23 protein-coding genes, 1 other RNA gene and 1 riboswitch are annotated in these 24,534 nt (G+C 63.6%); of the genes, 5 read left to right on the top strand and 19 right to left on the bottom strand.

Annotated features, from left to right (window positions below; genetic code table 11):
- Positions 1 to 2 precede the first annotated feature (2 nt).
- The 5 genes from recR to ubiD form a co-directional block, all read right to left on the bottom strand.
- Positions 3 to 593 (bottom strand): recombination mediator RecR, encoded by a 591-nt coding sequence (gene recR / locus C8C92_RS09335; RefSeq protein WP_071078710.1) that lies wholly within the window; start codon positions 591 to 593, stop codon positions 3 to 5.
- A gap of 47 nt (positions 594 to 640) precedes the next feature.
- Positions 641 to 967 carry a YbaB/EbfC family nucleoid-associated protein gene (locus tag C8C92_RS09330; RefSeq protein ID WP_116743608.1) on the bottom strand — a complete coding sequence of 109 codons (327 nt, stop codon included), beginning with the start codon at positions 965 to 967 and terminating at the stop codon, positions 641 to 643.
- 41 nt (positions 968 to 1,008) lie between these two features.
- Positions 1,009 to 3,318 carry a DNA polymerase III subunit gamma/tau gene (locus C8C92_RS09325; RefSeq protein WP_116743607.1) on the bottom strand — a complete coding sequence of 770 codons (2,310 nt, stop codon included), beginning with the start codon at positions 3,316 to 3,318 and terminating at the stop codon, positions 1,009 to 1,011.
- A 214-nt stretch (positions 3,319 to 3,532) separates the two neighbouring features.
- Positions 3,533 to 3,631: signal recognition particle sRNA small type (gene ffs / locus C8C92_RS09320), an RNA gene on the bottom strand.
- Between the two features lie 123 nt (positions 3,632 to 3,754).
- Positions 3,755 to 5,239: a 4-hydroxy-3-polyprenylbenzoate decarboxylase gene (gene ubiD, locus C8C92_RS09315; protein ID WP_099380300.1), complete on the bottom strand. Its 1,485-nt coding sequence runs from the start codon at positions 5,237 to 5,239 to the stop codon at positions 3,755 to 3,757.
- A gap of 478 nt (positions 5,240 to 5,717) precedes the next feature.
- On the opposite strand from ubiD, the gene C8C92_RS09310 reads away from it, so the two are divergent.
- On the top strand, positions 5,718 to 6,641 hold the full coding sequence (locus tag C8C92_RS09310) for a lytic transglycosylase domain-containing protein (protein ID WP_165829343.1): 924 nt from the start codon (positions 5,718 to 5,720) through the stop codon (positions 6,639 to 6,641).
- 120 nt (positions 6,642 to 6,761) lie between these two features.
- Here C8C92_RS09310 and nusB read toward each other — a convergent pair whose 3' ends face one another.
- The 3 genes from nusB to ribBA all read right to left on the bottom strand — a co-directional run bounded on the left by nusB (position 6,762) and on the right by ribBA (position 9,095).
- The gene (gene nusB, locus C8C92_RS09305) at positions 6,762 to 7,232 is read right to left on the bottom strand and encodes a transcription antitermination factor NusB (protein ID WP_071078713.1); all 471 of its coding nucleotides are present in this window, start codon (positions 7,230 to 7,232) and stop codon (positions 6,762 to 6,764) included.
- Between the two features lie 202 nt (positions 7,233 to 7,434).
- Positions 7,435 to 7,917, bottom strand: a complete 483-nt coding sequence (gene ribH / locus C8C92_RS09300; protein ID WP_099760114.1) for a 6,7-dimethyl-8-ribityllumazine synthase — start codon at positions 7,915 to 7,917, stop codon at positions 7,435 to 7,437.
- Positions 7,918 to 7,979: 62 nt separating this feature from the next.
- Positions 7,980 to 9,095, bottom strand: coding sequence for a bifunctional 3,4-dihydroxy-2-butanone-4-phosphate synthase/GTP cyclohydrolase II (gene ribBA / locus C8C92_RS09295; RefSeq protein WP_071078715.1), 1,116 nt, complete (start codon positions 9,093 to 9,095; stop codon positions 7,980 to 7,982).
- Between the two features lie 349 nt (positions 9,096 to 9,444).
- Between ribBA and C8C92_RS09290 the strand changes: the two genes are divergently transcribed.
- Positions 9,445 to 9,870 (top strand): OsmC family protein, encoded by a 426-nt coding sequence (locus C8C92_RS09290; RefSeq protein WP_116743606.1) that lies wholly within the window; start codon positions 9,445 to 9,447, stop codon positions 9,868 to 9,870.
- On the opposite strand, the gene C8C92_RS09285 is transcribed toward C8C92_RS09290, so the two are convergent.
- From C8C92_RS09285 to glyA, 11 genes are all read right to left on the bottom strand, one after another.
- Positions 9,867 to 11,144 (bottom strand): hypothetical protein, encoded by a 1,278-nt coding sequence (locus tag C8C92_RS09285; RefSeq protein ID WP_099760116.1) that lies wholly within the window; start codon positions 11,142 to 11,144, stop codon positions 9,867 to 9,869. The two genes, C8C92_RS09290 and C8C92_RS09285, sit on opposite strands and share 4 nt — an antisense overlap.
- A 150-nt stretch (positions 11,145 to 11,294) precedes the next feature.
- Positions 11,295 to 11,930 carry a riboflavin synthase gene (locus C8C92_RS09280; RefSeq protein ID WP_116743605.1) on the bottom strand — a complete coding sequence of 212 codons (636 nt, stop codon included), beginning with the start codon at positions 11,928 to 11,930 and terminating at the stop codon, positions 11,295 to 11,297.
- 30 nt (positions 11,931 to 11,960) lie between these two features.
- Positions 11,961 to 13,061, bottom strand: a complete 1,101-nt coding sequence (ribD, locus tag C8C92_RS09275; RefSeq protein WP_116743604.1) for a bifunctional diaminohydroxyphosphoribosylaminopyrimidine deaminase/5-amino-6-(5-phosphoribosylamino)uracil reductase RibD — start codon at positions 13,059 to 13,061, stop codon at positions 11,961 to 11,963.
- 35 nt (positions 13,062 to 13,096) lie between these two features.
- Complete coding sequence (locus C8C92_RS09270) at positions 13,097 to 13,666, bottom strand: GspH/FimT family protein (RefSeq protein WP_116743603.1); 570 nt, start codon at positions 13,664 to 13,666, stop codon at positions 13,097 to 13,099.
- A gap of 3 nt (positions 13,667 to 13,669) precedes the next feature.
- Positions 13,670 to 14,179, bottom strand: a complete 510-nt coding sequence (locus tag C8C92_RS09265) for a type IV pilin protein (protein ID WP_116743602.1) — start codon at positions 14,177 to 14,179, stop codon at positions 13,670 to 13,672.
- 51 nt (positions 14,180 to 14,230) lie between these two features.
- Positions 14,231 to 18,070, bottom strand: coding sequence for a PilC/PilY family type IV pilus protein (locus C8C92_RS09260; protein WP_116743601.1), 3,840 nt, complete (start codon positions 18,068 to 18,070; stop codon positions 14,231 to 14,233).
- Complete coding sequence (locus C8C92_RS09255; protein WP_099760122.1) at positions 18,067 to 18,651, bottom strand: PilX N-terminal domain-containing pilus assembly protein; 585 nt, start codon at positions 18,649 to 18,651, stop codon at positions 18,067 to 18,069. Before C8C92_RS09255 ends, C8C92_RS09260 begins: the two co-directional genes overlap by 4 nt.
- A gap of 84 nt (positions 18,652 to 18,735) precedes the next feature.
- Positions 18,736 to 19,704 (bottom strand): PilW family protein, encoded by a 969-nt coding sequence (locus C8C92_RS09250; protein ID WP_116743600.1) that lies wholly within the window; start codon positions 19,702 to 19,704, stop codon positions 18,736 to 18,738.
- Complete coding sequence (gene pilV / locus C8C92_RS09245) at positions 19,701 to 20,288, bottom strand: type IV pilus modification protein PilV (protein ID WP_243420157.1); 588 nt, start codon at positions 20,286 to 20,288, stop codon at positions 19,701 to 19,703. Before pilV ends, C8C92_RS09250 begins: the two co-directional genes overlap by 4 nt.
- A gap of 216 nt (positions 20,289 to 20,504) precedes the next feature.
- Positions 20,505 to 20,969, bottom strand: a complete 465-nt coding sequence (nrdR, locus tag C8C92_RS09240; RefSeq protein ID WP_071078724.1) for a transcriptional regulator NrdR — start codon at positions 20,967 to 20,969, stop codon at positions 20,505 to 20,507.
- Positions 20,970 to 21,112: 143 nt separating this feature from the next.
- The gene (gene glyA, locus C8C92_RS09235; RefSeq protein WP_116743599.1) at positions 21,113 to 22,357 is read right to left on the bottom strand and encodes a serine hydroxymethyltransferase; all 1,245 of its coding nucleotides are present in this window, start codon (positions 22,355 to 22,357) and stop codon (positions 21,113 to 21,115) included.
- Between the two features lie 111 nt (positions 22,358 to 22,468).
- Positions 22,469 to 22,593, bottom strand: a riboswitch (ZMP/ZTP riboswitch).
- A 315-nt stretch (positions 22,594 to 22,908) separates the two neighbouring features.
- Here glyA and ybgC point away from each other — a divergent pair.
- The 3 genes from ybgC to C8C92_RS09220 are packed head-to-tail and all read left to right on the top strand — an operon-like array spanning position 22,909 to position 24,503.
- Entirely contained in the window at positions 22,909 to 23,310 is a 402-nt protein-coding gene (gene ybgC, locus C8C92_RS09230; RefSeq protein WP_046682324.1) for a tol-pal system-associated acyl-CoA thioesterase, read from the top strand.
- A 47-nt stretch (positions 23,311 to 23,357) separates the two neighbouring features.
- Positions 23,358 to 24,047, top strand: a complete 690-nt coding sequence (tolQ, locus tag C8C92_RS09225) for a protein TolQ (protein ID WP_071078726.1) — start codon at positions 23,358 to 23,360, stop codon at positions 24,045 to 24,047.
- A 15-nt stretch (positions 24,048 to 24,062) separates the two neighbouring features.
- Entirely contained in the window at positions 24,063 to 24,503 is a 441-nt protein-coding gene (locus tag C8C92_RS09220; RefSeq protein ID WP_242428498.1) for an ExbD/TolR family protein, read from the top strand.
- Positions 24,504 to 24,534: the final 31 nt, after the last annotated feature.

Here is a 24,534-nt window from a genome sequence, read left to right as displayed (position 1 = left end):
ATTTAGGTTGCCCTGCGGTCGAGCATCGCGCGGGCAATCGTGCCCGCGTCGACGTATTCCAGTTCGCCGCCCACGGGCACGCCGCGGGCCAGGCGGCTCACGCGCAAGCCCCGCGCCTTCAGCATTTCGCTGATGTAGTGGGCCGTGGCTTCGCCTTCATTCGTGAAATTGGTGGCCAGCACCACTTCACCGACCACGCCATCGTTGGCGCGACCGAGTAATTTTTCGAGGTGGATATCTTTCGGGCCGATGCCATCCAGCGGAGACAATCTGCCCATGAGGACGAAATACAGGCCCTTGTAGGTGAGCGTCTGCTCGATCATCAACTGGTCGGCGGGCGTTTCCACCACGCACAGCAAGCGCTTGTCGCGCTCTTCGTCGAGACAGGTCTCGCACACTTCGTGTTCGGTAAAGGTATTGCACAGGCCGCAGTGATGCACGGCATCGACGGCCTGGAACAGGGCGCGCGACAGCATGGCCGCGCCTTCCCTATCGTGCTGCAACAAATGAAACGCCATCCGCTGCGCCGACTTGGGGCCGACGCCGGGCAGGCGCCGCAGCGCCTCGGTCAAAAATTCAAGCGACTTGGACATGGATCAACCCTGCCCCGTGCTACAGATCGAGCGCATGCGGGATTGCATCAGAATGGCATTTTGAAGCCGGCTGGCAAGTTCATGCCGCCGGTCAAGCCTGCCATTTTTTCCGCGGACGTCGCTTCCGCCTTGCGCACGGCGTCGTTGAAGGCGGCAGCCACCAGGTCTTCCAGCATGTCCTTGTCGTCGGCCAGCAGCGACGGGTCGATGGAAACGCGCTTGACGTCGTTCTTGCACGTCATGACGATTTTCACCAGGCCGGCGCCGGACTGGCCTTCCACTTCCACCAGCGCCAGTTGGTCCTGGGCCTTTTTCATGTTGTCTTGCATTGTTTGCGCCTGCTTCATCAGGCCAGCCAGTTGATTTTTCATCATGAGAATGCTCCGTTCAATTCAGTTTGTGAGTGTGTTAATCATCAATGCAGGGTTGGCGCGGCAGAGCCGGCCGGTGCAGGGGTAATCGTTCCCGGCACGACAAAAGCGTCGAATGCACGCTTCATGTCGAGCACGAAGGGATCGCTGGCGATGGTTTCTTCCGCTTGCAGCTGGCACGCCTCGCGGTGCGCCTGCGCTTCCGCGCTGGCCGTGTACCAGACGGCGCCCAGTTCCGTGTCGACCGCGACCTTGCGGCCGAAGCGTTCGGTCAGCGCGGCCGCCAGTTTTTCCACGTTGGCCGGGCTGCGCCACGTGTCGATCGGCACGCGCAGGCGGAACGTGGTGCTGTGGCCATCGTGCAGGCATTCAATCAGCTCGGCCTGCACGGCCAGCTGCTGCGCCACGCCGCGCAAGGGCAGCACGGCGGCGACGGCCGGCCAGTTGCCATCCCAGTCCAGGCCCGGCACGGGCGTGATCACATACGGCCCGCTGGGCGCGGCTTGCTTGGCAGCACGCTGCGGCATGACGACGGCGGGCTGCTCGGAACTTTGCGCGGCGGGCGCCGACACGGCGGCGGACGCGCTGTCGTCGGAAAATTCGGTGACCCACGGCGGCAAGTCGTCATCGGCGGGCGCCTGCTGTGGCGGCGCCTGGCGTGCCGGCTGCATGGGTGCGGGTGCGGGTGCGGGTGCGGCCACGGGAGCTTCCATCACGGCCACGGGCGGCGCATCGTCCCACGGCGCCGGCGCTTTCGCGGCGGCCGGTGGTGGCGGTGCAGCCTGGACCGGCGCGGCCGGCGCGGTGACGGCAGCGGCTGGAGCCGGTGCGGGAGCAGCCGGCTTGGGTGCCGATGTCGGCGCCGACGGCGCGCTGCCCGGACGGCCTTTCGAGGCGGCGCGGGCCGCTTCCAGCGCCGCATTGATGGCGGCGCGCGCGGAACTGATCGGCGCGCCCGAGGCTGCCGGAGCAGCCGCAGCCGGACCAGCAGTCGGCGGCGGCGCGGGGGCGGCTACTGGTGCCGGCGCCGGTGCAGCTGCGCGTGGCGGCGGCGCTTCGCTGCGCGCCATGCTGGCGGCAGCCGCGGCGACGACGGCGGGCGGGGTCACGGTTGCATGGCTGGCCACGCTGTTGGTGGCGGCGCGGGAGGCCGGTGCGGATGCGCCAGCGGCGGCGCGCGCGGCGGCGACAGCGGCGGGACGGTTGCCCGTTGCAGCGGCTGGTGCCGCTGCCGGCACGCCATCGGCGCCGCCTATGCCAGGCCGAAAGGCCAGCATGCGCAGCAAGGTCATGGTAAAGCCCGCGTACTCATCGGGCGCCAGGCCCAGTTCATTGCGGCCATGCACGGCGATCTGATAAAACAGCTGCACTTCTTCCGCGTCAAACGCGCCGGCCAGACGCACGATGTCCGCGTATTCCGGCAAATCCTGCGGCAAGGCGGCCGGCACGGTTTGCGCCAGCGCAATACGGTGCAGCAAGGTGCCCAGATCCTGCAGCGCGCCGTTGTAGGACAGGCTGCGCGAAGCCATCTCGTCGGCCACGGCCAGCAGATCGGCACCGTCCTGCTGCGCCAGCGCGTCGAGCAGGCGCACCAGGTACGACTGGTCGAGCGCACCCAGCATGCCTTGCACGGCGTCAAGCGTCACTGCGCCTGCCGCGTACGCGATGGCCTGGTCCGTCAGCGACAGCGCATCGCGCATGGAACCGTGGGCGCCCTGGGCCAGCAGGCGCAAGGCCGGCTGTTCGAAGGCGATGCCCTCTTGTCCCAGGATATTGTCCAGGTGGCTGATGATGTGGCCGGGCGGCATCTGCTTGAGGTTGAACTGCAGGCAGCGCGACAGCACGGTCACGGGAATCTTTTGCGGGTCCGTCGTGGCCAGGATGAACTTGACGTGTTCAGGCGGCTCTTCCAGCGTCTTCAGCATGGAATTGAACGCGTGATTGGTCAGCATGTGCACCTCATCGATCATATAGACCTTGAAGCGCGCATTGCTTGGCGCGTAGACCGCCTGTTCCAGCAACTGCGCCATTTCATCGACGCCGCGGTTCGACGCAGCATCCATCTCTATATAGTCGACAAAGCGTCCCGCATCGATCGCCGTGCACGCTTCGCACACGCCGCAAGGCTGGGCCGTGATGCCGCCCGTGCCATCGGGGCCGATGCAATTGAGCGACTTGGCCAGGATGCGCGACAGGGTCGTCTTGCCGACGCCGCGCGTGCCCGTGAACAGGTAGGCGTGATGCAATCGGCCGCTGTGCAAGGCATGCGTGAGCGCGCGCACGACGTGCTCCTGGCCGACGAGCGTCTCGAAATTCTTGGGGCGGTATTTACGGGCGAGGACTTGATAGGACATGCTGAGATTTTACCATGCGATTTTGCGGGTGATCCTGCGCGGCGGGCGCAAGCCTCATGGCCGGGCCATTCACTATGGCAAACGCGGCAAAGCAGCAATTGTATAACATGGAGGGTGGCATTTCTGGAAAATCAGGCAAGCATGCGGACTGGCAAAACACAGTGCCGCAAAACAAAAAAGCCGCCAACGGCAGCTTTACTGTTTGTTTCCCGAAGGAGGCGAGCCTGATCTGCGGCACTCATGGTTAATAGCCGTGGCTGCTTCGTTCCCGACCTGACCAGGTTAGCCATGCCACGATGCGCAGGGGCCCGCCAGGGACAATTATAACCGACCTGCGCAAGATTGGGGAAGTTGGTGCGCGACCATGCTAACCCAAAGGCAAAATCTGGGGTCGTACCCTGAGGGTACGACCCCGGCATCTGCTCTTGGGCTGGCCTTACAAGCCCAGCTCTTGCCAGATACCATCCACCTTGGCCTTCACTTCCGGCGTCATGGCAATCGTCGTGCCCCACTCGCGCGTCGTTTCGCCCGGCCATTTATTCGTCGCATCGATGCCCATCTTGCTGCCCAGGCCACTGACGGGCGAGGCGAAGTCCAGGTAATCGATCGGCGTGTTGTCGACCAGGGTGGTGTCGCGGATGGGGTCGACGCGCGTGGTGATGGCCCAGATGACCTCTTTCCAGTCGCGGATATTCACGTCTTCGTCGACCACCACGATGAACTTGGTATACATGAACTGGCGCAGGAAGCTCCACACGCCGAACATCACGCGCTTGGCGTGGCCCGCGTACTGCTTCTTGATCTGCACCACGGCCATGCGGTAGCTGCAGCCTTCGGGCGGCAGGTAAAAATCCGTGATTTCGCTGAACTGCTTTTGCAGCAGGGGCACGAACACTTCGTTCAGGGCCAGGCCCAGCACGGCCGGCTCGTCGGGCGGCTTGCCCGTGTATGTGGAGTGGTAAATCGGGTCGCGGCGCATGGTGATGCGGTCGATGGTAAACACGGGGAAACTGTCCTGCTCATTATAGTAGCCAGTGTGGTCGCCATACGGCCCTTCCAGCGCGTGTTCATAGCCGCTCGGATGGTTTTCGTCCGGGTAGATATGGCCTTCGAGCACGATTTCGGCCGAGGCGGGCACGCGCAGCTCGCTGCCAATCGCTTTTACCAATTCCGTGCGGCTGCCGCGCAAGAGGCCGGCGAACTGGTATTCCGACAGGCTGTCCGGCACCGGCGTGACGGCCCCTAATATAGTAGCGGGATCGGCACCGAGCGCGACGGCGATCGGATACGGCTTGCCCTTGCTTTGAATCGCATGCTCGCGGAAGTCCAGCGCCCCGCCCCGGTGCGCCAGCCAGCGCATGATGACCTTGTTGCGTCCCAGTACTTGCTGACGATAGATGCCCAGGTTTTGCCGCTTCTTGTTCGGGCCCTTGGTGATCACCAGGCCCCAGGTGATCAGGGGCGCGATATCGCCGGGCCAGCAATGCTGGATGGGCAGGCGCGCCAGGTCCACGTCATTGCCTTCCCAGACGATTTCCTGGCACTTCGCGCCGCGCAACTCTTTCGGCGACATGTCCCACACGGATTTCACCAGCGAACCGAGGCCCAGCAAGTCCTTGAAATCCTTTGGCGGTTCCGGTTCCTTCAGGCGCGCCAGCACATGGCCGATCTTGCGCAACTCGCTGACATCTTCCGCGCCCATGCCCAGCGCCACGCGGCGCGTGGTGCCGAACAGATTGCCCAGCACCGGCATGTCGTATCCGGTCGGATTATTGAACAGCAAGGCCGGTCCGCCAGCGCGCAAGGTGCGGTCGCACACCTCCGTCATCTCCAAAATCGGCGAAATGGGGGTCGAAATAGGCTTAAGTTCACCCATTTGTTGCAGCTGAGAAATAAAATCTCGCAAATCTGAATATTTCATGTGTTTTTAATTTTTTTTGACGTCGGACGCCGTTGCTGAAGGATCTATGCCAAGTAATTGATTTTATTGGCTTTTGGCACAATGCAAGACAAAAAGTAAGACATAAAAGTAATAAAGAATCGATTCGTTAGTATTGACTTGATATAAAACGGCTTCTACAATTCGCCCAACTTGAAAGAGCACGCCGGCCCAGGGCTTGATTTTAGCGTTTCTCTTTCATTCACGGAGTCGGGGCTCCACATGACATTTTAAGGAGTGTTTTCAAAAGGCGTCTGCCTTACCCCCGGTAAAAGTTGTATTGCGACTGATCCAATACCAGCATGGGACCGATCAGCTCAAGCAAGCAATGACGGCGTTTCTCGCACGCATCCATACGCGGCGGAAACGATGATATTTCTGATGCACGGCATTGGCAGTACCCACAACACCGCGAAACCGCGGAGGGACTGCCTGTTGACGCGACATTTCGGGGAACTCTATGACTCATCGTAGCACTGAAGCAGCATTGCCTGCTTCAACCGTGGCTGGCCAGCCAGCGTTGGCGCGTTTGCGCGCCCGCGCACAAGCCATTTCGGCACGTGGTGTATTGACTACGGCGCAACACACACTGACAGTCTTCGGCATTTCCGCCCTGGCACTGATCGCCCTGCTGATGTTCCGCCCCGACTTGGGCAAGCAACTGACGCACAGCCTGTTTCCGCTGCCGATGGCAGAGGCGCAAGCCGTTGAAGCGCCGGCCCTGTCAGCACTGATGGAAGCGCCTGCTTCCGTGCAAATGGCCGCCGCCAACGAGGCACCATTGACCAAGGAAGAAAAAGCCTTGCTGGGCACGCAAAAGCAGCAGCAATGGGTCACCAACTGGCTCTCCAAGCGCTACCGCGTGGCCAACGATGCGACCAATATGCTGGTCTCGACGGCGTACCTGACGGCGCGCGAAATCAAGCTGGATCCGCTGCTGATCCTGGCCGTGATGGCCATCGAATCGGGCTTGAACCCGTTCGCGGAAAGCCCGGTCGGCGCACAAGGCTTGATGCAAGTCATGTCGAAAGTGCACCATGAGCGCTTCCAGGAAATGGGCGGCGTGCAAGCAGCCCTGAACCCGGTCGCCAACATCCGCGTCGGCTCCCTGATCCTGAAAGACTACGTCACGCGTGGCGGTTCCGTCGAAGCGGGCTTGAAAACCTATGTCGGCGCCGCCAACTTCGCCACCGACTCGGGCTACGGCTCGCGCGTGCTGGCCGAATACCGCCGCCTGAAGCAAGTATCGGCTGGTCAGCGCGTGCCGACCAGCACGCCGGTGATGGCATCGAACACGCCAGCGCCAGCCAAGGCGCCGGCAGCGGTAGCGGAAAGCGGCATCACCATCAAAGTATTGCCCCACAACGAGATCGCCGGCCTGTGACCCTTTAAAAGCCCTCACAGGGGCATCCAAAAAGCTGCACCAATGAAAAAGCCACCGCACGCAAGTGCCGGTGGCTTTTTTGTTGCCCTGCGGCAGCGGCCGCAGGAACTACGCTCTATATTACTTGCGCTTGTTGGCGCCCACTTCTTCCTCGCGGAATTTCACTGCCAGCTTGTCCAACACGCCGTTCACATACTTGTGGCCGTCGATACCGCCAAACGACTTGGCCAGCTCGACCGCTTCGTTGATGACGACGCGGTACGGGATTTCCATGTTGTTCTTCAGCTCGAACGCGCCGATCAGCAGGATGCCGTGTTCGATGGGCGACAGTTCCGCGATGTTGCGGTCGATCAAGGGAGCCATGCTGTCGCGCAGCGCCAGCGAATCCTTGATGGCGCCGTACAGCAGCACCGTGAAATGATCGCCATCGGCCTTGTCGAAACCATGCGCGGCGCGAATATTGTTCACGACGGTGGTCGCGTCTTCATTGTTCAGCAGCCACTGGTACAAGCCCTGCAGCGCAAACTCGCGCGCGCGGTGACGCGGCGTGCGGTTTTTGCTGGGATTGGCGAGCAAATTTTTCTCAGTCATGATTGTTACCTGTTCTTAAGTACGTGTTCACTACAAATTCCGGCGAGACAGCACGGCGCGCTTTTCAACGCGCCGCAGCCAACCGCGTGTCAGAACGTTCGAGAAAATGCTCAGAGCAAGGCGCGAGCCCGAAGACAGTACGAATGTACGGCGAGGGCTTGCAACGCAGCTATGGGCGTTTTATCGGACGTTCACTACACGGCTAGTCCTCCTCGGATTCTTGCAACTCTTCTAGCGCTTGCGCTAAATTAGCCATTTCCACTGCCACGCGTGCCGCTTCGGCTCCCTTGACCAGCATGCGCACTTCCGCCTGCTCGTCGTTTTCGGTCGTCAACACTGCGTTGGCGATGGGGATGCCGTAATCGAGACCGATGCGCGTGATGCCTGCGCCCGATTCGTTCGATACCAGCTCGAAGTGATAGGTTTCACCGCGAATCACGGCGCCCAGTGCGATCAGGGCGTCGAATTGCTCGGTTTCTGCCATTTTTTGCAGAATCAGTGGGATTTCCAGGGCGCCCGGCACGGTCACGTGCAGGATATCTTCATCGGCCACGCCCAGCTTGCTCAACTCTTCCAGGCATGCCGACAGCAAGCCACCACCGACGATTTCATTGAATCGTGCCTGGACGATACCGACGCGCAAACCTTCGCCGGCAAAATTGGTTTCATAAGTTCCTACGCTCATCATATGCCTCTTTATAAGTGCTCAGCGGCGGCGCCGTGCGCCAGGCCGCTGAAGGTGATTAATTACTGCTGGCCTGGATGGCACTGAAAACCCGTCACTTCCAGATCGAAACCGGCCATCGACGGCATCTTGCGGGGGCTGGCCAGCAATTGCATCTTGCTCACGCCCAGGTCGCGCAGGATTTGCGCGCCGATGCCATAGCTGCGCAAGTCCATGCTGGCGGCGCGGCCTTTCGGCTTGGCTTGCGGCGTGTCCAGCGCGGCGAACTGGGCAAACAGCTCGCTGGAGGTCTCGCCGCAGTTCAGCAAGACCATCACGCCACGCTCGGACTGCTTGATGGCCGCCATCGAGGCCGCTACCGTCCACGAGTGGGTGGTCGCTTCGCTTTCCAGCACGTCCAGCAGGGAAACGGGCTGGTGCACGCGCACCAGCGCTTCCAGGCCGGGCGCCAGGTCGCCATGCACGAGGGCCAGGTGGGCCGACGCGCTGGGCTTGTCGCGGAATGCGATCAAACGGAATTCGCCGTGCGCCGTGTGCAGGGTGCGCTCGGCAACGCGCTCGACCAGGGACTCCGTCTGGCTGCGGTAATGGATCAGATCGGCAATCGTGCCGATTTTCAGGCCATGCTGCTCGGCAAACACCAGCAAGTCCGGCAGGCGCGCCATGGTGCCGTCGTCCTTCATGATTTCGCAAATCACAGACGCGGGCGTCAGGCCGGCCATGGCCGTCAAGTCGCAACCGGCTTCCGTATGGCCTGCGCGCATCAGCACGCCGCCTTTTTGCGCTTTCAGCGGGAAGATATGGCCAGGCTGGACGATATCGCTGGGCTGCGTGCCCTTGGCCACGGCCACCTGGATGGTCTTGGCGCGGTCGGCGGCGGAAATGCCCGTCGTCACGCCTTCGGCCGCTTCGATGGAAACAGTAAAATTGGTGCCGTAGGCGGTGCCGTTGCGCGACGTCATCATCGACAGGTTCAGCTCGTCGCAACGCTCTTCCGTCAGGGTCAGGCAGACCAGGCCACGCGCATGCGTGATCATGAAATTGATGGCTTCAGGCGTCACGAAATCGGCGGCAAGCACCAGATCGCCTTCATTTTCCCGGTCTTCTTCATCGACCAGTATCACCATGCGGCCGGCGCGTAATTCAGCGACGATCTCTTCGGTGCTGGATATAGACATATTCATCCTCGTATGACGCCGGTCAAAACCTGCTGCGTGTCGGTTTTGCCAAGCGTTGTTATGTTAATGAAACTAAAAACTACAACATGGAGCGCGAATACTCCACGGATTTCCGGGAATTTTCTTATAACCTGCTATTTTAAAGGATTTAGCGCTTGCAGACCTGAAATAAGACAGCTTTGCGGCACGGGCGCCGCAGCCTGCCCTAAAACGCGCCGATTCCTCGATCCAGCGCAAACGGCGGCGGCAAAACGCGCGCCGCCAGCCTTGCGAAGAGCATAAGATCAGCCGGTCACCGCCACGGCGCTGACGCCCCACTTGCAACGACACCCCACACAGGAGCGGCAATATGAAAACCAACGGATCGGCCATCTGGTCAGGCGGCATCAAGGACGGCAAGGGCGCCATCAGCACGCGCAGCGGCGCCATGCAGGAATATCCCTACGGCTTTGCCAGCCGCTTCGAAGGCAAGCCCGGCACCAATCCCGAAGAATTGATCGGCGCCGCCCACGCGGGCTGCTTCACCATGGCCCTGTCGCTGATCCTCGGCGAGGCGGGCCTGACGGCGGAAAAGATGGAAACGACGGCCGAAGTGACTCTCGACAAGGTGGACGACGGCTTTGCCATCACGGCCGTCCACCTGATCCTGAAAGCAAAGATACCGGGCGCCGACCAGGCAACATTCGAGGCATTGACGGGCAAGGCCAAGGCCGGCTGCCCCGTATCGAAATTACTTAAAGCTAACATTACCCTGGACGCTACCCTGCTGCCCTAGATTTTCGTCACGGGCTTGACGGGCTCCACGGCAGCGACGGGCGCCACCAGCGGCAGGCGCGAGTCGCTGGCCGGCAATGGCCGGTTCATCAAGCCCGGATTCAGCGCTGCATTGTTCAGGTTATACGCGGCGATGGCCGCCGCCACGGACGGATCTTGCGACGAGGGCGGCGGCACGGCCATGCCCGCATTTTGCGCGGCCAGCGCTTGTGCCTGGGCATTTTGCTGGGCCAGCTGGGCTTGCGCCGTCGCCAGGCCCGCATCGGCTTGTACTTGTGCTTCGCCTGCCAGCGACTGAGCCCGGTCGGACGCCGCCCGTATCGCCCCCGCAGCCTCCTCCTGCTGCGCCTGCTGATCGGTATTCATGCGTTCGCTGTCGATGCGCCGGGCATCCACGCGCAGGCTGTCTGCCCGCTGCGCCTGCAGCAAGTCCGGCTCATCGATGGTGACGGCTGCCGGCGACGGAGGCCGCAATTCCTGCAAGTCCTGGTTCAACTCTTCCGTTTCCAGTTGCTGCTGCAGTTCCAGTTGCCGTTGTGCAATGGCAGCCGTTTGCGGCGGTGCCGCATCAACGGCCTGCGGCTGCGCGGCCTGCACGGCGCTGGACGGCAGTGCTGCACCCGCCAAATCCGCTTCGACCACGGCCGCCAGCGGCGCGCCCTGCTGCCGGACCAGCACGGCGCCCACCTGTACCAGCACGTCCGTTCCCTGTTGCAAGGCATCCAGGGTGGCGCTACTGTCGGCCGCATATGCGGCTTGCAAAGTTGCTGCGTCGACATCTTCATTGCGCAAATCGATGCCGATGCGGGCCAGTTGCGCTTGCGTGAGCAAGCCACCGTCCTGCGCCAGCGCGGCGGCCGCATCCGTGGTGCCATCGCCCGACAGCAAATCGTAGCGCTGCGCCAGGCTGCCCGGCGTGTCGCCCGCCGTCGCCAGCTGGCTGGCATCGATGCCGCTCGTTTGCAGCTGGGCGAACGATTCCGTCAGCTGTCGCGCCAGCGCCAGCAAGTCGTCATTGACATTCACGGGGGTATTTGCCGTGCCGGCCTGCTCTGCGACGCCCTGCAAGGCCAGCAGTTGCCGGCGCGACAAGGCCACGCCGGACAGGAACTGCCCCAGCGGCGAGAGGTCGACCTGGGTCGATGACAGAGCGGCAAGGGCGGCCGCCGCGCTGGACGACGGCACGGGCAGCGCCGGCGCCAGAGGTGCCGTTGCGCCCACGCGGGGCGTGGCCGGTATGACATTGGGCACGGTTGCGCGCGAAATCGGGTCCATGGCTAGCCTCCACTGCGGAAAGCTTCATAGTATGCGCGTCTGCAAGAAAAGCAACACACGCTTGGCAAGATGCGAAGGCCGGCGGGGGTGTTGCTGTGTTCCGTTGCTGTGTTCAGTTGCTGTGTTCAGTTCCGGTATTCAGTTCTTGTTTCAGGCGGCGGCCTTGTCCAGCGACAGCATGCGCTCGACATAGCGGGCGATCAGGTCGATTTCCAGGTTGACCTTGCCATCGACCGTCAGGTGCTTCAGGGTCGTCATGGCGATAGTGTGCGGAATCAGGTTGATCGAGAAGCGGCAGCCATTGACGGCACCCGCGCCCAGGTCTTCCACGCGGTTGACGGTCAGGGACACGCCGTTGACGACGACGGAACCTTTGAAGGCCAGGTATTTCGCCAGTTCATGCGGCGCTTCGATGACCAGCTCCCACGATTCGCCCACGGCTTCGAATTTGCGCACGATGCCCAGGCCGTCGACGTGGCCGGACACCAGATGGCCACCCAGGCGCTCGGCCAGGGTCAGGGCTTTTTCCAGGTTCACTTCCGTGGTCGTATCGAGACCCACGGTGCAATTGAGGCTTTCGCGCGAGACATCGACGGCAAAGCCCGTGTCCGACTTTTCCACCACCGTCATACAAGCGCCATTGATGGCGATCGAATCGCCCAGGGCCACGTCGGCCAGCGGCAAGCCGCCCGCGTGGATGGTCAGGCGCACGCCGGCGTCGAGGCCGCCGTCGAGTGCTTGCACGGTTTCAATCTTGCCGATGGCGGCAACAATTCCTGTAAACATGGAGCTAACCTTATAAAAAATGTGAGTGTATTAATTGCGCTGCGCGAATCTTGCAAGGATACGCAAATCCTCGCCCACTTGCTGAACCTGGTGAAACTGCAAAGTGCGCTGCTGTTTGAGATCCGTCAAGGCAGGCAAGGCAAACATGCCTTGCGCATCGCCCAGCAAGGTGGGCGCCAGGTAGACCAGCAGCTCGTCGACGCAGCCTTCGCGGATCAGCGAGCCGTTCAGTTTGGCGCCGGCCTCGACGTGGACTTCATTGCATTGCCGGCGGCCCAGCTCCAGCATCAGCGCGGCCAGGTCGACCTTGCCGTCCCCGTTCGGCAACACGATGACTTCCGCGCCCAGGGCATGCAGCTGCGCCTCTTTCTCGGGGTTGGCGACGGCCGCCACGATCCACGTGCCGCCGCCTTGCAAGATGCGCGCATCGAGGCTGATGTCGAGCCGGCTGTCGACGACGATGCGGCGCGGCTGGCGTGGCGTCTCGACGGCGCGCACGTTCAATTGCGGATCGTCCGCCTTGACCGTGCCGATGCCCGTCAGGATGGCACAGGCGCGCGCGCGCCAGGCATGGCCGTCGGCACGCGCCTCCGGTCCCGTGATCCACTGGCTTTGTCCATTGTGCAAGGCAGTCATGCCGTCCAGGCTGGCCGCCGTTTTCATGCGCACCCACGGCTTGCCGCGCTGCATGCGCGAAAAGAAGCCGATATTCATTTCATATGCCTCGTCAGCCAGCACGCCCATGCTGACGGCGATGCCGGCCGCTTCCAGCTTGGCCAGCCCCTGCCCCGCCACCAGCGGATTCGGGTCCGTCATGGCGGCCACGACGCGCCCCAGCCCCGCGCGCACGAGCGCATCGGAACAGGGCGGCGTGCGGCCATGGTGGTTGCACGGCTCCAGCGTGACGTACGCAGTGGCGCCGCGCACGTCGTTGCCGCGCGCCGCCGCATTCGCCAGCGCTTGCACCTCGGCATGATCCTGCCCCGCCGCCTGCGTCACGCCAGCGCCGATCACCTGGCCATCCCGGACGATCACGCAGCCGATGCGGGGATTGGGCGAGGTCGTGTACAAGCCGCGCGCCGCCCATTCCAGCGCCAGGCGCATGCCATCGATATCGTTGAGTATTTCCACGGGCTTCTTTGATAGTGAGTAATAGATAAGTCGGGTTACGAACTGTCGGCCACGCCGCTACAATTGGTCGCCTGCTGCTGCGGATCGCACACGCGCACCCGGCCCAGCATATTGATTTTAATATGCCGCACCTGCTTTCCCAAAGTCAGGGACAAGGTACCCCAGCGCGCCGCCAGGCTATTGGTCGCGCTGCAACTGCGTCCTGCGCCATTGTAGGCGATATAAAACGGCGCCGTGGCCGAGGAAAACGCAAACTGGGCCGCAATGCCCGCCGGCAGCGGTCCCTGACGCAACAGCAATTCGTCGCCGTCATCGAACGCCAGGTTGGCATTGCGGTCGATGAATGCCAGCCAGCCCGTGCCCCAGTCCGTGCCACCAGGCCCGGCCGGCATCAGCAGCACGCGCTGTCCCCGCGCCATCGCCTGCGCCCGCGTCAATTCGATGGCCGAGAACAAGTCCGTGGCCGCCGCGCGCACCTGCTGGCGCGCCAGCAACTGCTGCAGGCTGGGCATGGCGGCGGCCGTCAGCAGCGCGGCGATTGCCAGCACGGCCAGCAATTCGAGCAAGGTGTGCCCTGTCCGGCGCGGGTGCTTGCGCGTGCTCATGACTTAGGGCCAGCAACGGCTGGCGGGGCCGCTGCTGCCGCGCTGGCCCGTGCTGCTCAAGGACAGGACACCACAATCGGCATCCTGGAATTGCGCATCGACCTTGGACGTGCCCGGCATGGCCCGCAACAGCACACATTGCCCTATCGTCGAGCCGGAACAGGCCAGCGCCTCGATTTCATACGCGCTGGCAGCCGCGCTGGCAGCCGGCCCTTCGCCGGACCACCACGGAAACGCTTGCACCTGCGGTGCCGGCGAGGCCGAGGAAAAAGCCAGGTAATGATTGTTTTGCGAATAATAACGTTCCTGCTGCTGCATCAGCCGCAGCAAGGTCGCCTGTCCCTGCACCCGCTTGGCGCGCACGACATGGCCGTGATAAGCGGGTACGGCCAGCGCCAGCAGCAGGCTCATGATCGCCAGCACGGACAGCAGTTCGATCAGGCTGAAGCCCAAGGCAGCTGCCGGCGCGCCATCGTGTGCAGCGGGCCAGTGCCGCCTTGCCAACGTCCCCATGCGAACCCTCCTTTCCAAAAAACGCCAGCCGATGCCCCCCCCTTGCTGGCCCTACTTTTTCTTGGCCGCCTCGTGCAATTCGCGCCAGTTCGCCACTTCGCGCCAGCTCAGGCGCCGCGCTGGCAGCGGCGCGCTGACGACCTTGAGCACCGTCCCGCTGGCCGCACCGGGCAAGCCAGGTTGCAGCACGGCCAATTCCTTGCGCCCCTCGGCCCGCCCTGCCGCCGTCGCGGCGCCCACCGTGCTGTTCAACTCCAGCGTCAGCGGCGGCGCGCGCGCCAGGCCATCGAACAAGCGCCCCGTCTGCGCGCCCGCCTGCACGACGCCGGCACCATCGGCGGCAAAGCCGCTCAGCACATCAAGCACGTACAGGCGCGTGGCCGGCTTGCTGCAGGGATCGCGCCCGGGAAGGACGGTATTGAACAGCACCTTGCCGGCGGCCAGCACGGGACTATTGATGCTGCGTTCGCCCGTCTGCGCCGTATGGAGAAAATCGAGGTACCAGCCGCGCATGGCCTCGCTGCCCGTATAGCGCAGCTCCGCGCCGTCGACGCGCACGCCGCCCACCGCCTCGCCCAAGCTGCGCGGCTCCAGGTCGGCCCGGCTGCGCGTGGGGGATGTTTCCCGCAAATCATCGTGCACGGCATAAAACGACTGGGACAGAAAGGCGGCAGGCCAGGTATCGGCCGTTTCGACCAGCTTGCCCGTGCCGAACAGCAGCACATAGCCGCCACCGGGCGCGTACGCCACGCTCGGTTGCTGCGTCACGGGCTGGCGCCGCCCCTGCGCGTCGCGCGCGACAAAGACCAGCTTGCGCCCCTGGCCCTCCTTCCACGGCGGCCCGCCGGCCATGCCGAGACGCCAGATATTGCCCTGCAAATCGCCCGCATACAGATACGCCAGTGCGCCATCGCCGCCCGGCACCACGGCGGGCGGCCCCAGCGCGTGGAGGGCGGCATCGGCGTCCTCATCAGTTTCATGGCCATCGCCACCGCTGGCCACGGGCACCTTGAGCCGGAAGTAATTACTTCCCAACAGCCAGGGTGTGCCAGGCGCCTTGTCCAGCGCCAGCAGAAAAATGGCGGCGGCCGCTGCGGGCGCCGTCGTATCTTTGCCGTCGTCAGCATGGTTGTTGTAGCCGCTGGCAACGATGGCAAAATCGCGGTAGACCACAGCGCCCTCCTTGCCGCCCATGTTGATGCGCGCAAAGGATGGCGGGGCGCGCACGTTGCCCATCAGCTTGTCGTCGCTGTCCGTGAATTCCCACAACGCTCCGTCTTGCGCGAAGCGCGCCGGGTCGGTGATGTCGAGCGCAAACACGCCTTGTGCCCCGCCGCCCATGCCCGCCGCCAGCACCGTCTTCCAGTGTCCCGACGCCAGCACTTCCGCCGTAGCTGCCGCGCCATCGAGCAGCGGACCCGGACTGTAGTGAGTGCTCGCAGCGGCTGCCGCCGCGTGCAGCAGCGCCTGCGGCAGATAGGCAAACACTTCGCTGCCCGTGCGCGCATCAAAGGCATGCAGCAAGCCATCGTTGGCGCCCACATACAACATTCTGCGCCGCTGCAGCAGCGCCTGGCGGTGCAAGCCATAGCCGGCACCTGGCATGCCCAGCCCGGGCGCGCCCACGTACAGCAGATTGCCGTAGGGTGCCGCCCCCAGGCTGCCTGACCTGCGCCGCAGGAAGCCGCCCGGCTGGCCCACCTCGTGCGTGCGCTGGCCCAGCAGGTACGCCAGGCGCACCTCCCCTTGTCCATCGCCGCCGTCGAAGGCACTGCGCTGCTCCGCATCGAGCCGCGTCCAGGCCAGCGGCATCAGGGCGCCCTTCGCGTCGAGCGTGTAGACGGGACGCAAGGACGCGGGCGTTCCATCAGGTGCCACCTTGTCCAGCCCGCCGGCGCGCCACCATGGCTTGCCGGGAAGCAGTGCGCCATCGGCGCCCACGGCAAACGCGGTGCGCGACAAACTCATGCTGCCATCGGCCAGGCGCAGCTGCGTCTGGAACCAGTATGCCTCTTCCGTGCCGCTGGCCAGCGCCATCAGGGCCGGCCCGGCAAGCGCCGCCGGCAAGGTAGCCTTGTCGGCGGCAGCAAAGGCTGCGCGCAGTCCCGCGATCAGGGCAGCCGGGTCGCTGCCGGGCAAGTAATGAGCGGGCCAGCGGCCATCCACGCTCCATTCATCGAACGCGCTGCCCGTTGCGCTTTTGAAGGGGTTGGCGTCGCCGTTCGCATCGATAAAACCGCCATATTTGGCCGCCAGCAGCAAGGGCCTAGTGGCAGGAGAGGCAGCCGGGTCGCCCTGGCGCAAGTCGCCCGCATAGTGCTCGACCTTTGCGACGCCGTCGTTCTTGCCGCCAGGACGCAGTGGCTGCACATGCGACCAGTAGGCCAGCCCTGCCGCATGGTAGCTGGCGCCGCCCGTCCCGTCGGCCAGCAGTTCCAGTGCCGCCAGTTCCGGCCATGGCGCGGGATTGCCCTGCGCGCCGCTGCTTTCCAGGCTGCCCACCGCGTGCGTCCAGGCCATCGCATCAAATGGCGGCGACGCAAAACCATCGGCGGCGCGGACAAGGTCGCCGTTGGATGCGGGAGTTAGTGGGACATTGCCGGGCACGTAGCGGTCGAGCACCATGCCCGCATCGCCGAGGCTGACGATGCTGTGGCGCTGGCAACTGGCCGTTTGCGGGTCGCTCCATGCGGTCACGACCGGCAAGCCATCGTCGATGGCGGGCGGGGCCGTGGCAGGCGGCACCGGGGCGCTCGCCTGCCTTCCCTGCAGGTAGCGCAGCGATTCGTACAGCAATTCGGCCAATGGCGCCGCCCCTGCGTATGCACCGGGATGTCCGGCGTTGCTGCGGCCCAGGCCATTGATGTAAGCGGTCACCCCGCCGCCAGAGCCCGCAGCTTGAGAGCTATAGACGCCAGTGGCTCGATTCCATTCGGCGTCGGCATTGTCTTGCGGCATATAGTCGGGCGCCGCCCAGCGCTGCCGTCCCACATGGGCCAGCGGCGCGCGCAGCACGCCGCCATACACGGTGCCGGCGCTGGCGCTCACGCCGTTCAAGTGGCCAAACACGCCCACGCGCACCCTGCCGCCATGGCGCTGCACGGCGCCCACCGGCTTGTAGTGCTTGCCATATGCCAGGCATAAATCGTCGCGCAGCGGCCCTTCTTGCGTGTCGCAGACGCGCACGCGGGCGAGGAACACACCGTGCGTGGCGGCAGTGCCGGGCGCGTTGCAACTGCCGCCCGGGGGCAAGCTGGCGTCGCCGAACAGCAGGCGGTTGCGGCAGGAAACGATAGCCAGTTGCGCCAGCGCAAACGGCGTCGCCGCCGCCACGCCAGCCTGCAAGACCTTGCGCGGGAAAAAGACAGGGTGGGCAAAGAAGTCGATGGGGCTGTCGGCATCGGGCAGCCAGGCACGCTGCAGCACCGTCTTGCTCACTTCGTCGATGACCCGGTCGCCGCCCGTCAGCGCATAGCGGACGATATCGAGCATGCTGGCGCTGGCCCAGTTCAGAAAGTTGCCACTGAAACTATCGCCGCCGCAGCCGTGCAGCGCATCGGCCCGTTTCAACACGGAGAAATAAGCGGTCGCCACGCGCAAATCGGGCTGCATGACGCCATCCTTGCTGCGGTACGGATAGCTGTAGCACATGCGCGCATGGAAGTACCCCAGGTACTCGCGCTGCGGCGCATAGTCGCCGCCATGTGCGGCAGCGGCTGCCGCATGCGTGAGGGACAGGTTGAGCAGCAGATTCGGCGGCACCCTGGCGCCGTGCAAGCCCGCATCGGCCCGCGCCAGCGCCACCGTCGGCTGGGCCGCGACGGCACTACAAGCCAGGCAAGCCAGCAGCGTCAGGCAGACGGACCACAAAGCGAATGAGCAAGCCCTCATGGCCCCGCTCCCGCCGCCTCTTTGCGATAGTAGCTTTGCAGCACGACTTGCGTGCTTTCCTGCGCGCCAAAACCGATGGCCGTGATGCGGTACACATAGCTTTCCGTGGCCAGGCCGCCAGCCACTGCCGCCGCCTGCGCGCCGGGCGGATGAAACGGCAGCAGCTCGATCAGGTAGCGGGGCCGGCGCGACGGCAGGAAACCCTGCCCCGTCTGCATGACGGCGCCCGTGAACTGGCCATATGGCACCGTGCGGCTGCTCCCTTCGGCGCCATCGAGGTCCGTACTTAGCCAGAGTGCCGGCGCCTCCGGGGCTGCGGGCAGGCACAGGCCCAGTGCGCCTGCCTCGCCACAGCCGTCCGCGAACCCGGCCGCGCTGCCTGGTGCGAAGAGGCTGCTACGCCCCGGCGCACCGGGCAAGCCTTCGATATCGTTTTGCGCATCCACCAATGCCTCCTCCGCCGCCTGAAACGCGATCTGCCGATCGCGCTCGCCGCGTGCTGCCTTTTCGCCCTGCAAGGCCATCTGCGCCGCCGATATGCCCAGCAGCAAGATGATCACTAGCAGGCACAGCACATACACGAGGGTGGCGCCACCGTGACGTACCCGAGCTGCGCACCAAGGTTCGCAACAGCGCCCGCCCGCGCCAGCCATCGCGCCGCCCGCCTAGGCCGGCCCGTTGCGCAGCATGATGCTTGTCTGCACCAGTTGTCGCAGCCGCGAGCGCGTTGCTATGGGCAAGGCCGTGCGCGCGATGCGCACGCCCGTGTCGCCAGCGCCGTGCGCCTCGGCATACGCCTGGCCGAACAGGTCGAACTGCGCCGGCCCCAGGTCCGCCATCTTGTCCGCCTGGCCCGCTTCGCCATGCAACAGCAGCGCCACGCGCACGCCGGCCACGCGCTTCCAGTGCGTGCGGCGGTGCAAATCGCGCTGGCGCGCGGCCGCATCCGCACCCACCAGCACCAGCGCCACATCATAGGCGTCGAGCGCGCTGGCGTTGACATAGCGGTTCGCCACGCCGTCGGGTGGCGTATCCGTGTCGAGGCCATACAGCACCTGGAAACCGTCGACGCCGCGGATGATGGCGTCCGCACCCCAGCCGTTCGCGCCGCGGTATTTGCAGCGCAGTTCGCCTTCGCCATCGGCGCCCTGGGCCACATAGAAAATGCTCCAGCCCCGCTGCGCCTGCGTTTGCGCGGCGCCCACGCCGAAGCCGGCGCAGTTGAGCACGGAACCGTCGCCGCCCTCTTCCTTGCCGGCACCGTAATAGCGCAGGGCCAGCACGTCGCTGCCATGCAGGGCGCCGGGCAGCGCGCCGCTGATGCCCTCGCTGTTCTTGCCCAGGCTGTGCGCGTCGAGCCCGGCGATATTCGCGCTGTCGTGCGCGGCATGGGCGACGGGCGCGGCGCTACTGTCCCAATTGACATAGGCCGTCTGGCGCACGGCGCGGGCGATGGTGTCGAGCGCATAGCGGCCGTTATCATCCAGGCGCGCGCTGGCGGACTGGTCGCCATAACTGCCGCTGGCCGCCAGCAGCACGCTACTGGCCGCCAGCATCAGCAGCGCGCCCAGCGACAGGGCCACCAGCAATTCGACGAGGCTCATGCCGCGATGCCAGCGCAAGACCGTGTTCATGCGCCGCCTCCCAGCTGGAATGCCAGCCTGGGCAGCGACTCGCCTGCCGCATTCAAGGCCGGCGAGCCATCGGGCTGTCGGCCGCGCCAGCCCAGCTTGATGACGATGGGCGCGCCCTTGCCGCCGTTGCACGCCCACGGCAAGCCCTGGGCGGCGGCATCCCATGCAGGCGCGTCGCGGCAGATATGCAGGCGCGCGCCGGGCAAGGCCGCATGCAGTTGCTGCTTCCATTCGGCGATATCGAATTGCGCCAGTTCGGCCGCGCTGCAGGCGGCAGCACCGAGGCAGTCGGGCGCGCCACCGCCGGCTTCCGCGTCGTCCGCCGCCGCGTAGGCCACGTTCAGGTAGGGATTGCCCGTATCGGGGCCATTCATGAGTACGCTGTTCGCGCGCATGCGCTCGGCCATGCCGGCGGCCAGTTGCACGCCTGCCGACAATAGCGCCGACTCGTGGCGCGCGCGCAGGGAATGCAGTTGCAGGATGCTGGCGCCCAGCAAGCCCAGCGCCAACAGCAGCAGCGACACCAGCACCTCGACAAGGCTGCTGCCACCCGCAGGAAACATGGTGCGACCGCCATTGCGCATACGCTACTCCCTTCCGCAGACAGAGTCGCAAGAACAGGCGGCCCAGCTACACGATAGGCGCGCGCAAAAAAACGGGTCTGCGCTGGCGCAAACAGCACGGCGATAAGGTGAGAAGAACAGCGTAGGGATTGATCAGACCGCTTGCCAGGCGAACGTTGGCGTGGTGCACACGGGGCGCAGAACCGGCCCCGTTTTCAAGTTTTCAATAGGTGAGCGTCAGGGCTTGCTGCGCGCCTGGCCCACTTCGGCGATCGCATCCTGGAACTCGGCCAGGTCTTCGAAATTCTTGTAGACGGAGGCGAAGCGGATGTAGGCGATCTTGTCGAGGCGCTTGAGTTCTTGCATGACGAGCTCGCCGATATAGCCGGAATCGACTTCGCGCAAGCCGCTGGTCAGCAATTTTTCCTGGATGGAGGCGATGGCCGTATCCACGGAGGCGGCCGCGACGGGACGCTTGCGCAAGGCCAGCATCAAACTGCCGCGCAACTTATCCGCAGCGAACTCCGTCCGGCTGCCATTCTTTTTGACGACGGCCGGCATGATAAGTTCAATGCGCTCGTAGGTGGTAAAACGCTTGTCGCATTTGCCGCAGCGGCGGCGGCGCCGAATGGCATCCCCTTCCTCCGATACGCGCGTATCGAGAACCTGGGTGTCGCCGTGCTGGCAAAATGGACATTTCATGGGCTGGCTACAACTTTATAGTAATAATTACGGGAAATCGCCGCCCTTGTACAAAGGGCGCCCGAATCACTCCGGGCGCCCTTGGGCACGAAGGAATGTGTCATACAGAATCTTACTCTGTATGACACATTCTGGACAAATAATTATGCGTACACAGGATGCGCGTCGGCCAGCACTTTCACGGCCGCTTTCACGCGCTCGATGGTGGCGGCGTCATGCGGATTGTCCAGCACGTCGGCGATCAGGTTGCCCACTTCTTCCGCTTGCGCTTCCTTGAAACCGCGCGTCGTCATCGCCGGGCTGCCCAGGCGGATGCCCGAGGTGACGAAAGGTTTTTGCGGGTCGTTCGGGATGCCGTTCTTGTTGCAGGTGATGTGCGCGGAACCGAGGATGGCTTCGGCTTCCTTGCCCGTCAGGTTCTTGGCGCGCAGGTCGACCAGCATGACGTGCGATTCGGTGCCGCCGGAAACGATGCGCAAGCCGCGCTTGATCAGGGTTTTCGCCAGCACGTCGGCGTTCTTGACCACTTGCTTCTGGTATTCGACGAATTCCGGGCTCAGCGCTTCCTTGAAGGCGACGGCCTTGCCGGCGATCACGTGCATCAGCGGGCCGCCCTGGATACCGGGGAAGATGGCCGAGTTGATGGCTTTTTCGTGTTCGGCCTTCATCAGGATGATGCCGCCACGGGGGCCGCGCAACGATTTGTGCGTGGTCGAGGTGACGAAGTCGGCGAACGGCACCGGGTTCGGGTACAGGCCGGCGGCGATCAGGCCGGCGTAGTGAGCCATGTCGACCATGAAGTAGGCGCCCACTTCCTTGGCGATCTTGCCGAAGCGTTCGAAGTCGATCTTTTTCGAGAACGCCGACGCGCCGGCGATGATCAGCTTTGGCTTGCGTTCGCGGGCCAGGCGTTCCATTGCCTCGTAATCGATGTCTTCTTCCGCCGTCAAGCCATACGACACGACGTCGAACCATTTGCCGGACATGTTCAGCGGCATGCCGTGGGTCAGGTGGCCGCCTTCGGCCAGCGACATACCCATGATCAGGTCGCCTGGTTTCAGCATGGCAAAGAACACGCCCTGGTTCGCCTGCGAGCCGGAGTTCGGCTGCACGTTCGCGCATTCGGCGCCGAACAGCTGTTTCACGCGGTCGATGGCCAGTTGCTCGGCCACATCGACGTATTCGCAGCCACCGTAGTAACGTTTGCCTGGATAACCTTCGGCATATTTATTCGTCAGCTGCGAGCCTTGCGCTTCCATTACGGCTGGCGAGGTGTAGTTCTCCGACGCGATCAGTTCGATGTGGTCGTGCTGGCGCGTGTTCTCTTTTTGAATGACGGCGAACAATTCAGGATCGACGTTGGCGAGGGTGTGATCTTTTGCAAACATGTAAAAACTCCAAGTATGAGGGTGCTTGTACTGGCAGGTTGGATCGAATGAGGGGAGCCGGCGTTAAGTGAATAACAACATTGGACAGGCAGCCTCTTCGTGCTTTTCCATAGTGGCTACCCAGGCGAACGGCTGATGAAAAATCTCACGTTTCCCGGTGGGTGCCCACCTTTCGCCGGTTTGCCGATCGCCATCCAGGGAGATCGCCCGACTTTTCGCCAGTCACGTGAGACGTAATGGAAATCAAATTGTAAGTTAAGTGCCCAAATTGAGCAAGGAATGCAACCGTGCGGCTATAATCGCGGCGCGCCATCGCAGCCCGGGCATGGCCACAGGCCGCCCCGCAGCATGGCTGCGGCTCTTAAGCTGAACGTAAACCTGGCTGCGGCATGTAAGCGTATGTTACGAAGCTTGCCATTGCGCCCCCCGGATTTACAATGCTGCGGTGCAACTTATATGCAGCTTTTGCATGGCTTTCCAGCAAGCGCCCACAGTCACAAGAAGAAAAATCGCGTAAAATGTTGCTCAATCTCACTACTGGCGCAATAAACATGCCTTCAGTCTTTACCTGGAACGTACGTGTCTACTATGAAGACACCGACGCCGGCGGCATCGTCTATTACGCAAATTACCTGAAATTCTTCGAACGCGCGCGTACCGAATGGCTGCGCGCCATCGACGTGGGCCAGCAGGAATTGCTGGAACAACACGACGCGATGTTCGTTGTCAAAAGCGTCAACGCCGACTATCATGCGCCAGCCAGGCTCGATGACACGGTAAGATTAACCTTAAGCATAGAAAAAATGGGGCGCGCCTCCATCGTTTTCCTGCAACAAGCCTGGTGCGGCGACCGCCTGCTGAACACGGCCCGCGTCAAGATCGGCTGCGTCGACTCGGCATTGCGCCCGCGCGCCGTGCCTGATGCAGTGGCGGCCCGCATGCGCGCTGCCTGAGCCCTACCGCCACCCCCCGGACAATTCACCCAACAGACTGCCAGCCAATGAACGTTACACAAGATCTTTCTTTCCTCGCGCTCATCTCCAATGCCCATTTGATCGTGCAACTGATCATGGCCCTGCTGCTGCTGATTTCCCTGACCAGCTGGACTTACATTTTCCGCAAGATGTTTGCCGTGCGCCAGGCGCGCAAGCAAACCATCGAATTTGAACGCAGCTTCTGGGCCGGCGGCAACCTGCATGCGCTGCATCAAAGCGCCAGCGGCAACCGCGACCAGAGCGGCGCGCTGGCCCGCATCTTCGATGCCGGCATGGGCGAATTCATCAAGGGCAAGGCATCCTACGGTTCGCGCGAAGCGCTGGACGTGGGCGCCGTGCTCGACGGCGCACGCCGCGCCATGCGCGCGGCCTTCCAGCGTGAAATGGACGTACTCGAATCGCACCTGGCCTTCCTCGCCTCCGTCGGCTCCGTCTCGCCCTACATCGGCTTGCTCGGTACCGTCTGGGGCATCATGAACGCCTTCCGCGGCCTGGCCAACGTGCAGCAAGCCACCCTGGCCGCCGTCGCGCCCGGCATTGCCGAAGCGCTCATCGCCACCGCCATCGGCCTGTTCGCGGCCATTCCCGCCGTCGTCGCCTACAACCGCTTTTCGCATGACATCGACCGCCTGGCGATCCGCTTCGAGAGCTTCGTCGAGGAATTCTCCAACATCTTGCAGCGCCAGTCGCGCTAAAAGGGAGCAAGGTCCATGGGTTCCTCATTCAATAGCGGCGGCATGCGCGGTGGCCGTGGCCGCAAGTTCAAGTCCGAAATCAACGTCGTGCCGTATATCGACGTGATGCTGGTGCTGCTGATCATTTTCATGGTGATGCCATCGTCGAACAATCCCAGCGTGGTGAACCTGCCCAACGCGGAACGCTCGGCGAAACCGCCCGATGACTATATTCAGATCGTGCTGAAACCGAATGGTTCGCTGTCGATCGGCGTCATCGGCAAGGAACAGTTGTCGCCGGAAACGGAACCGAACCGCGACGCCCTGCTGCGCAAGCTGCGCGGCTTGCACGAGAGCAATCCCGACTATCCCGTGATGATCGCGGGCGACAAGGAAAGCAAGTACGACGATGTGATCCAGCTCATTTCGGAAGCGAAAAAGATGGGCATTACCAGAGTCGGCCTGGCCACCAAGTAAGCGCATTACCCTGTTTCCAGACTTGACCGTT

The organism is Janthinobacterium sp. 78, from assembly GCF_003096775.1.
GTDB lineage: Bacteria > Pseudomonadota > Gammaproteobacteria > Burkholderiales > Burkholderiaceae_D > Janthinobacterium > Janthinobacterium tructae.
This window is presented reverse-complemented; position numbering and strand designations above follow the sequence as displayed.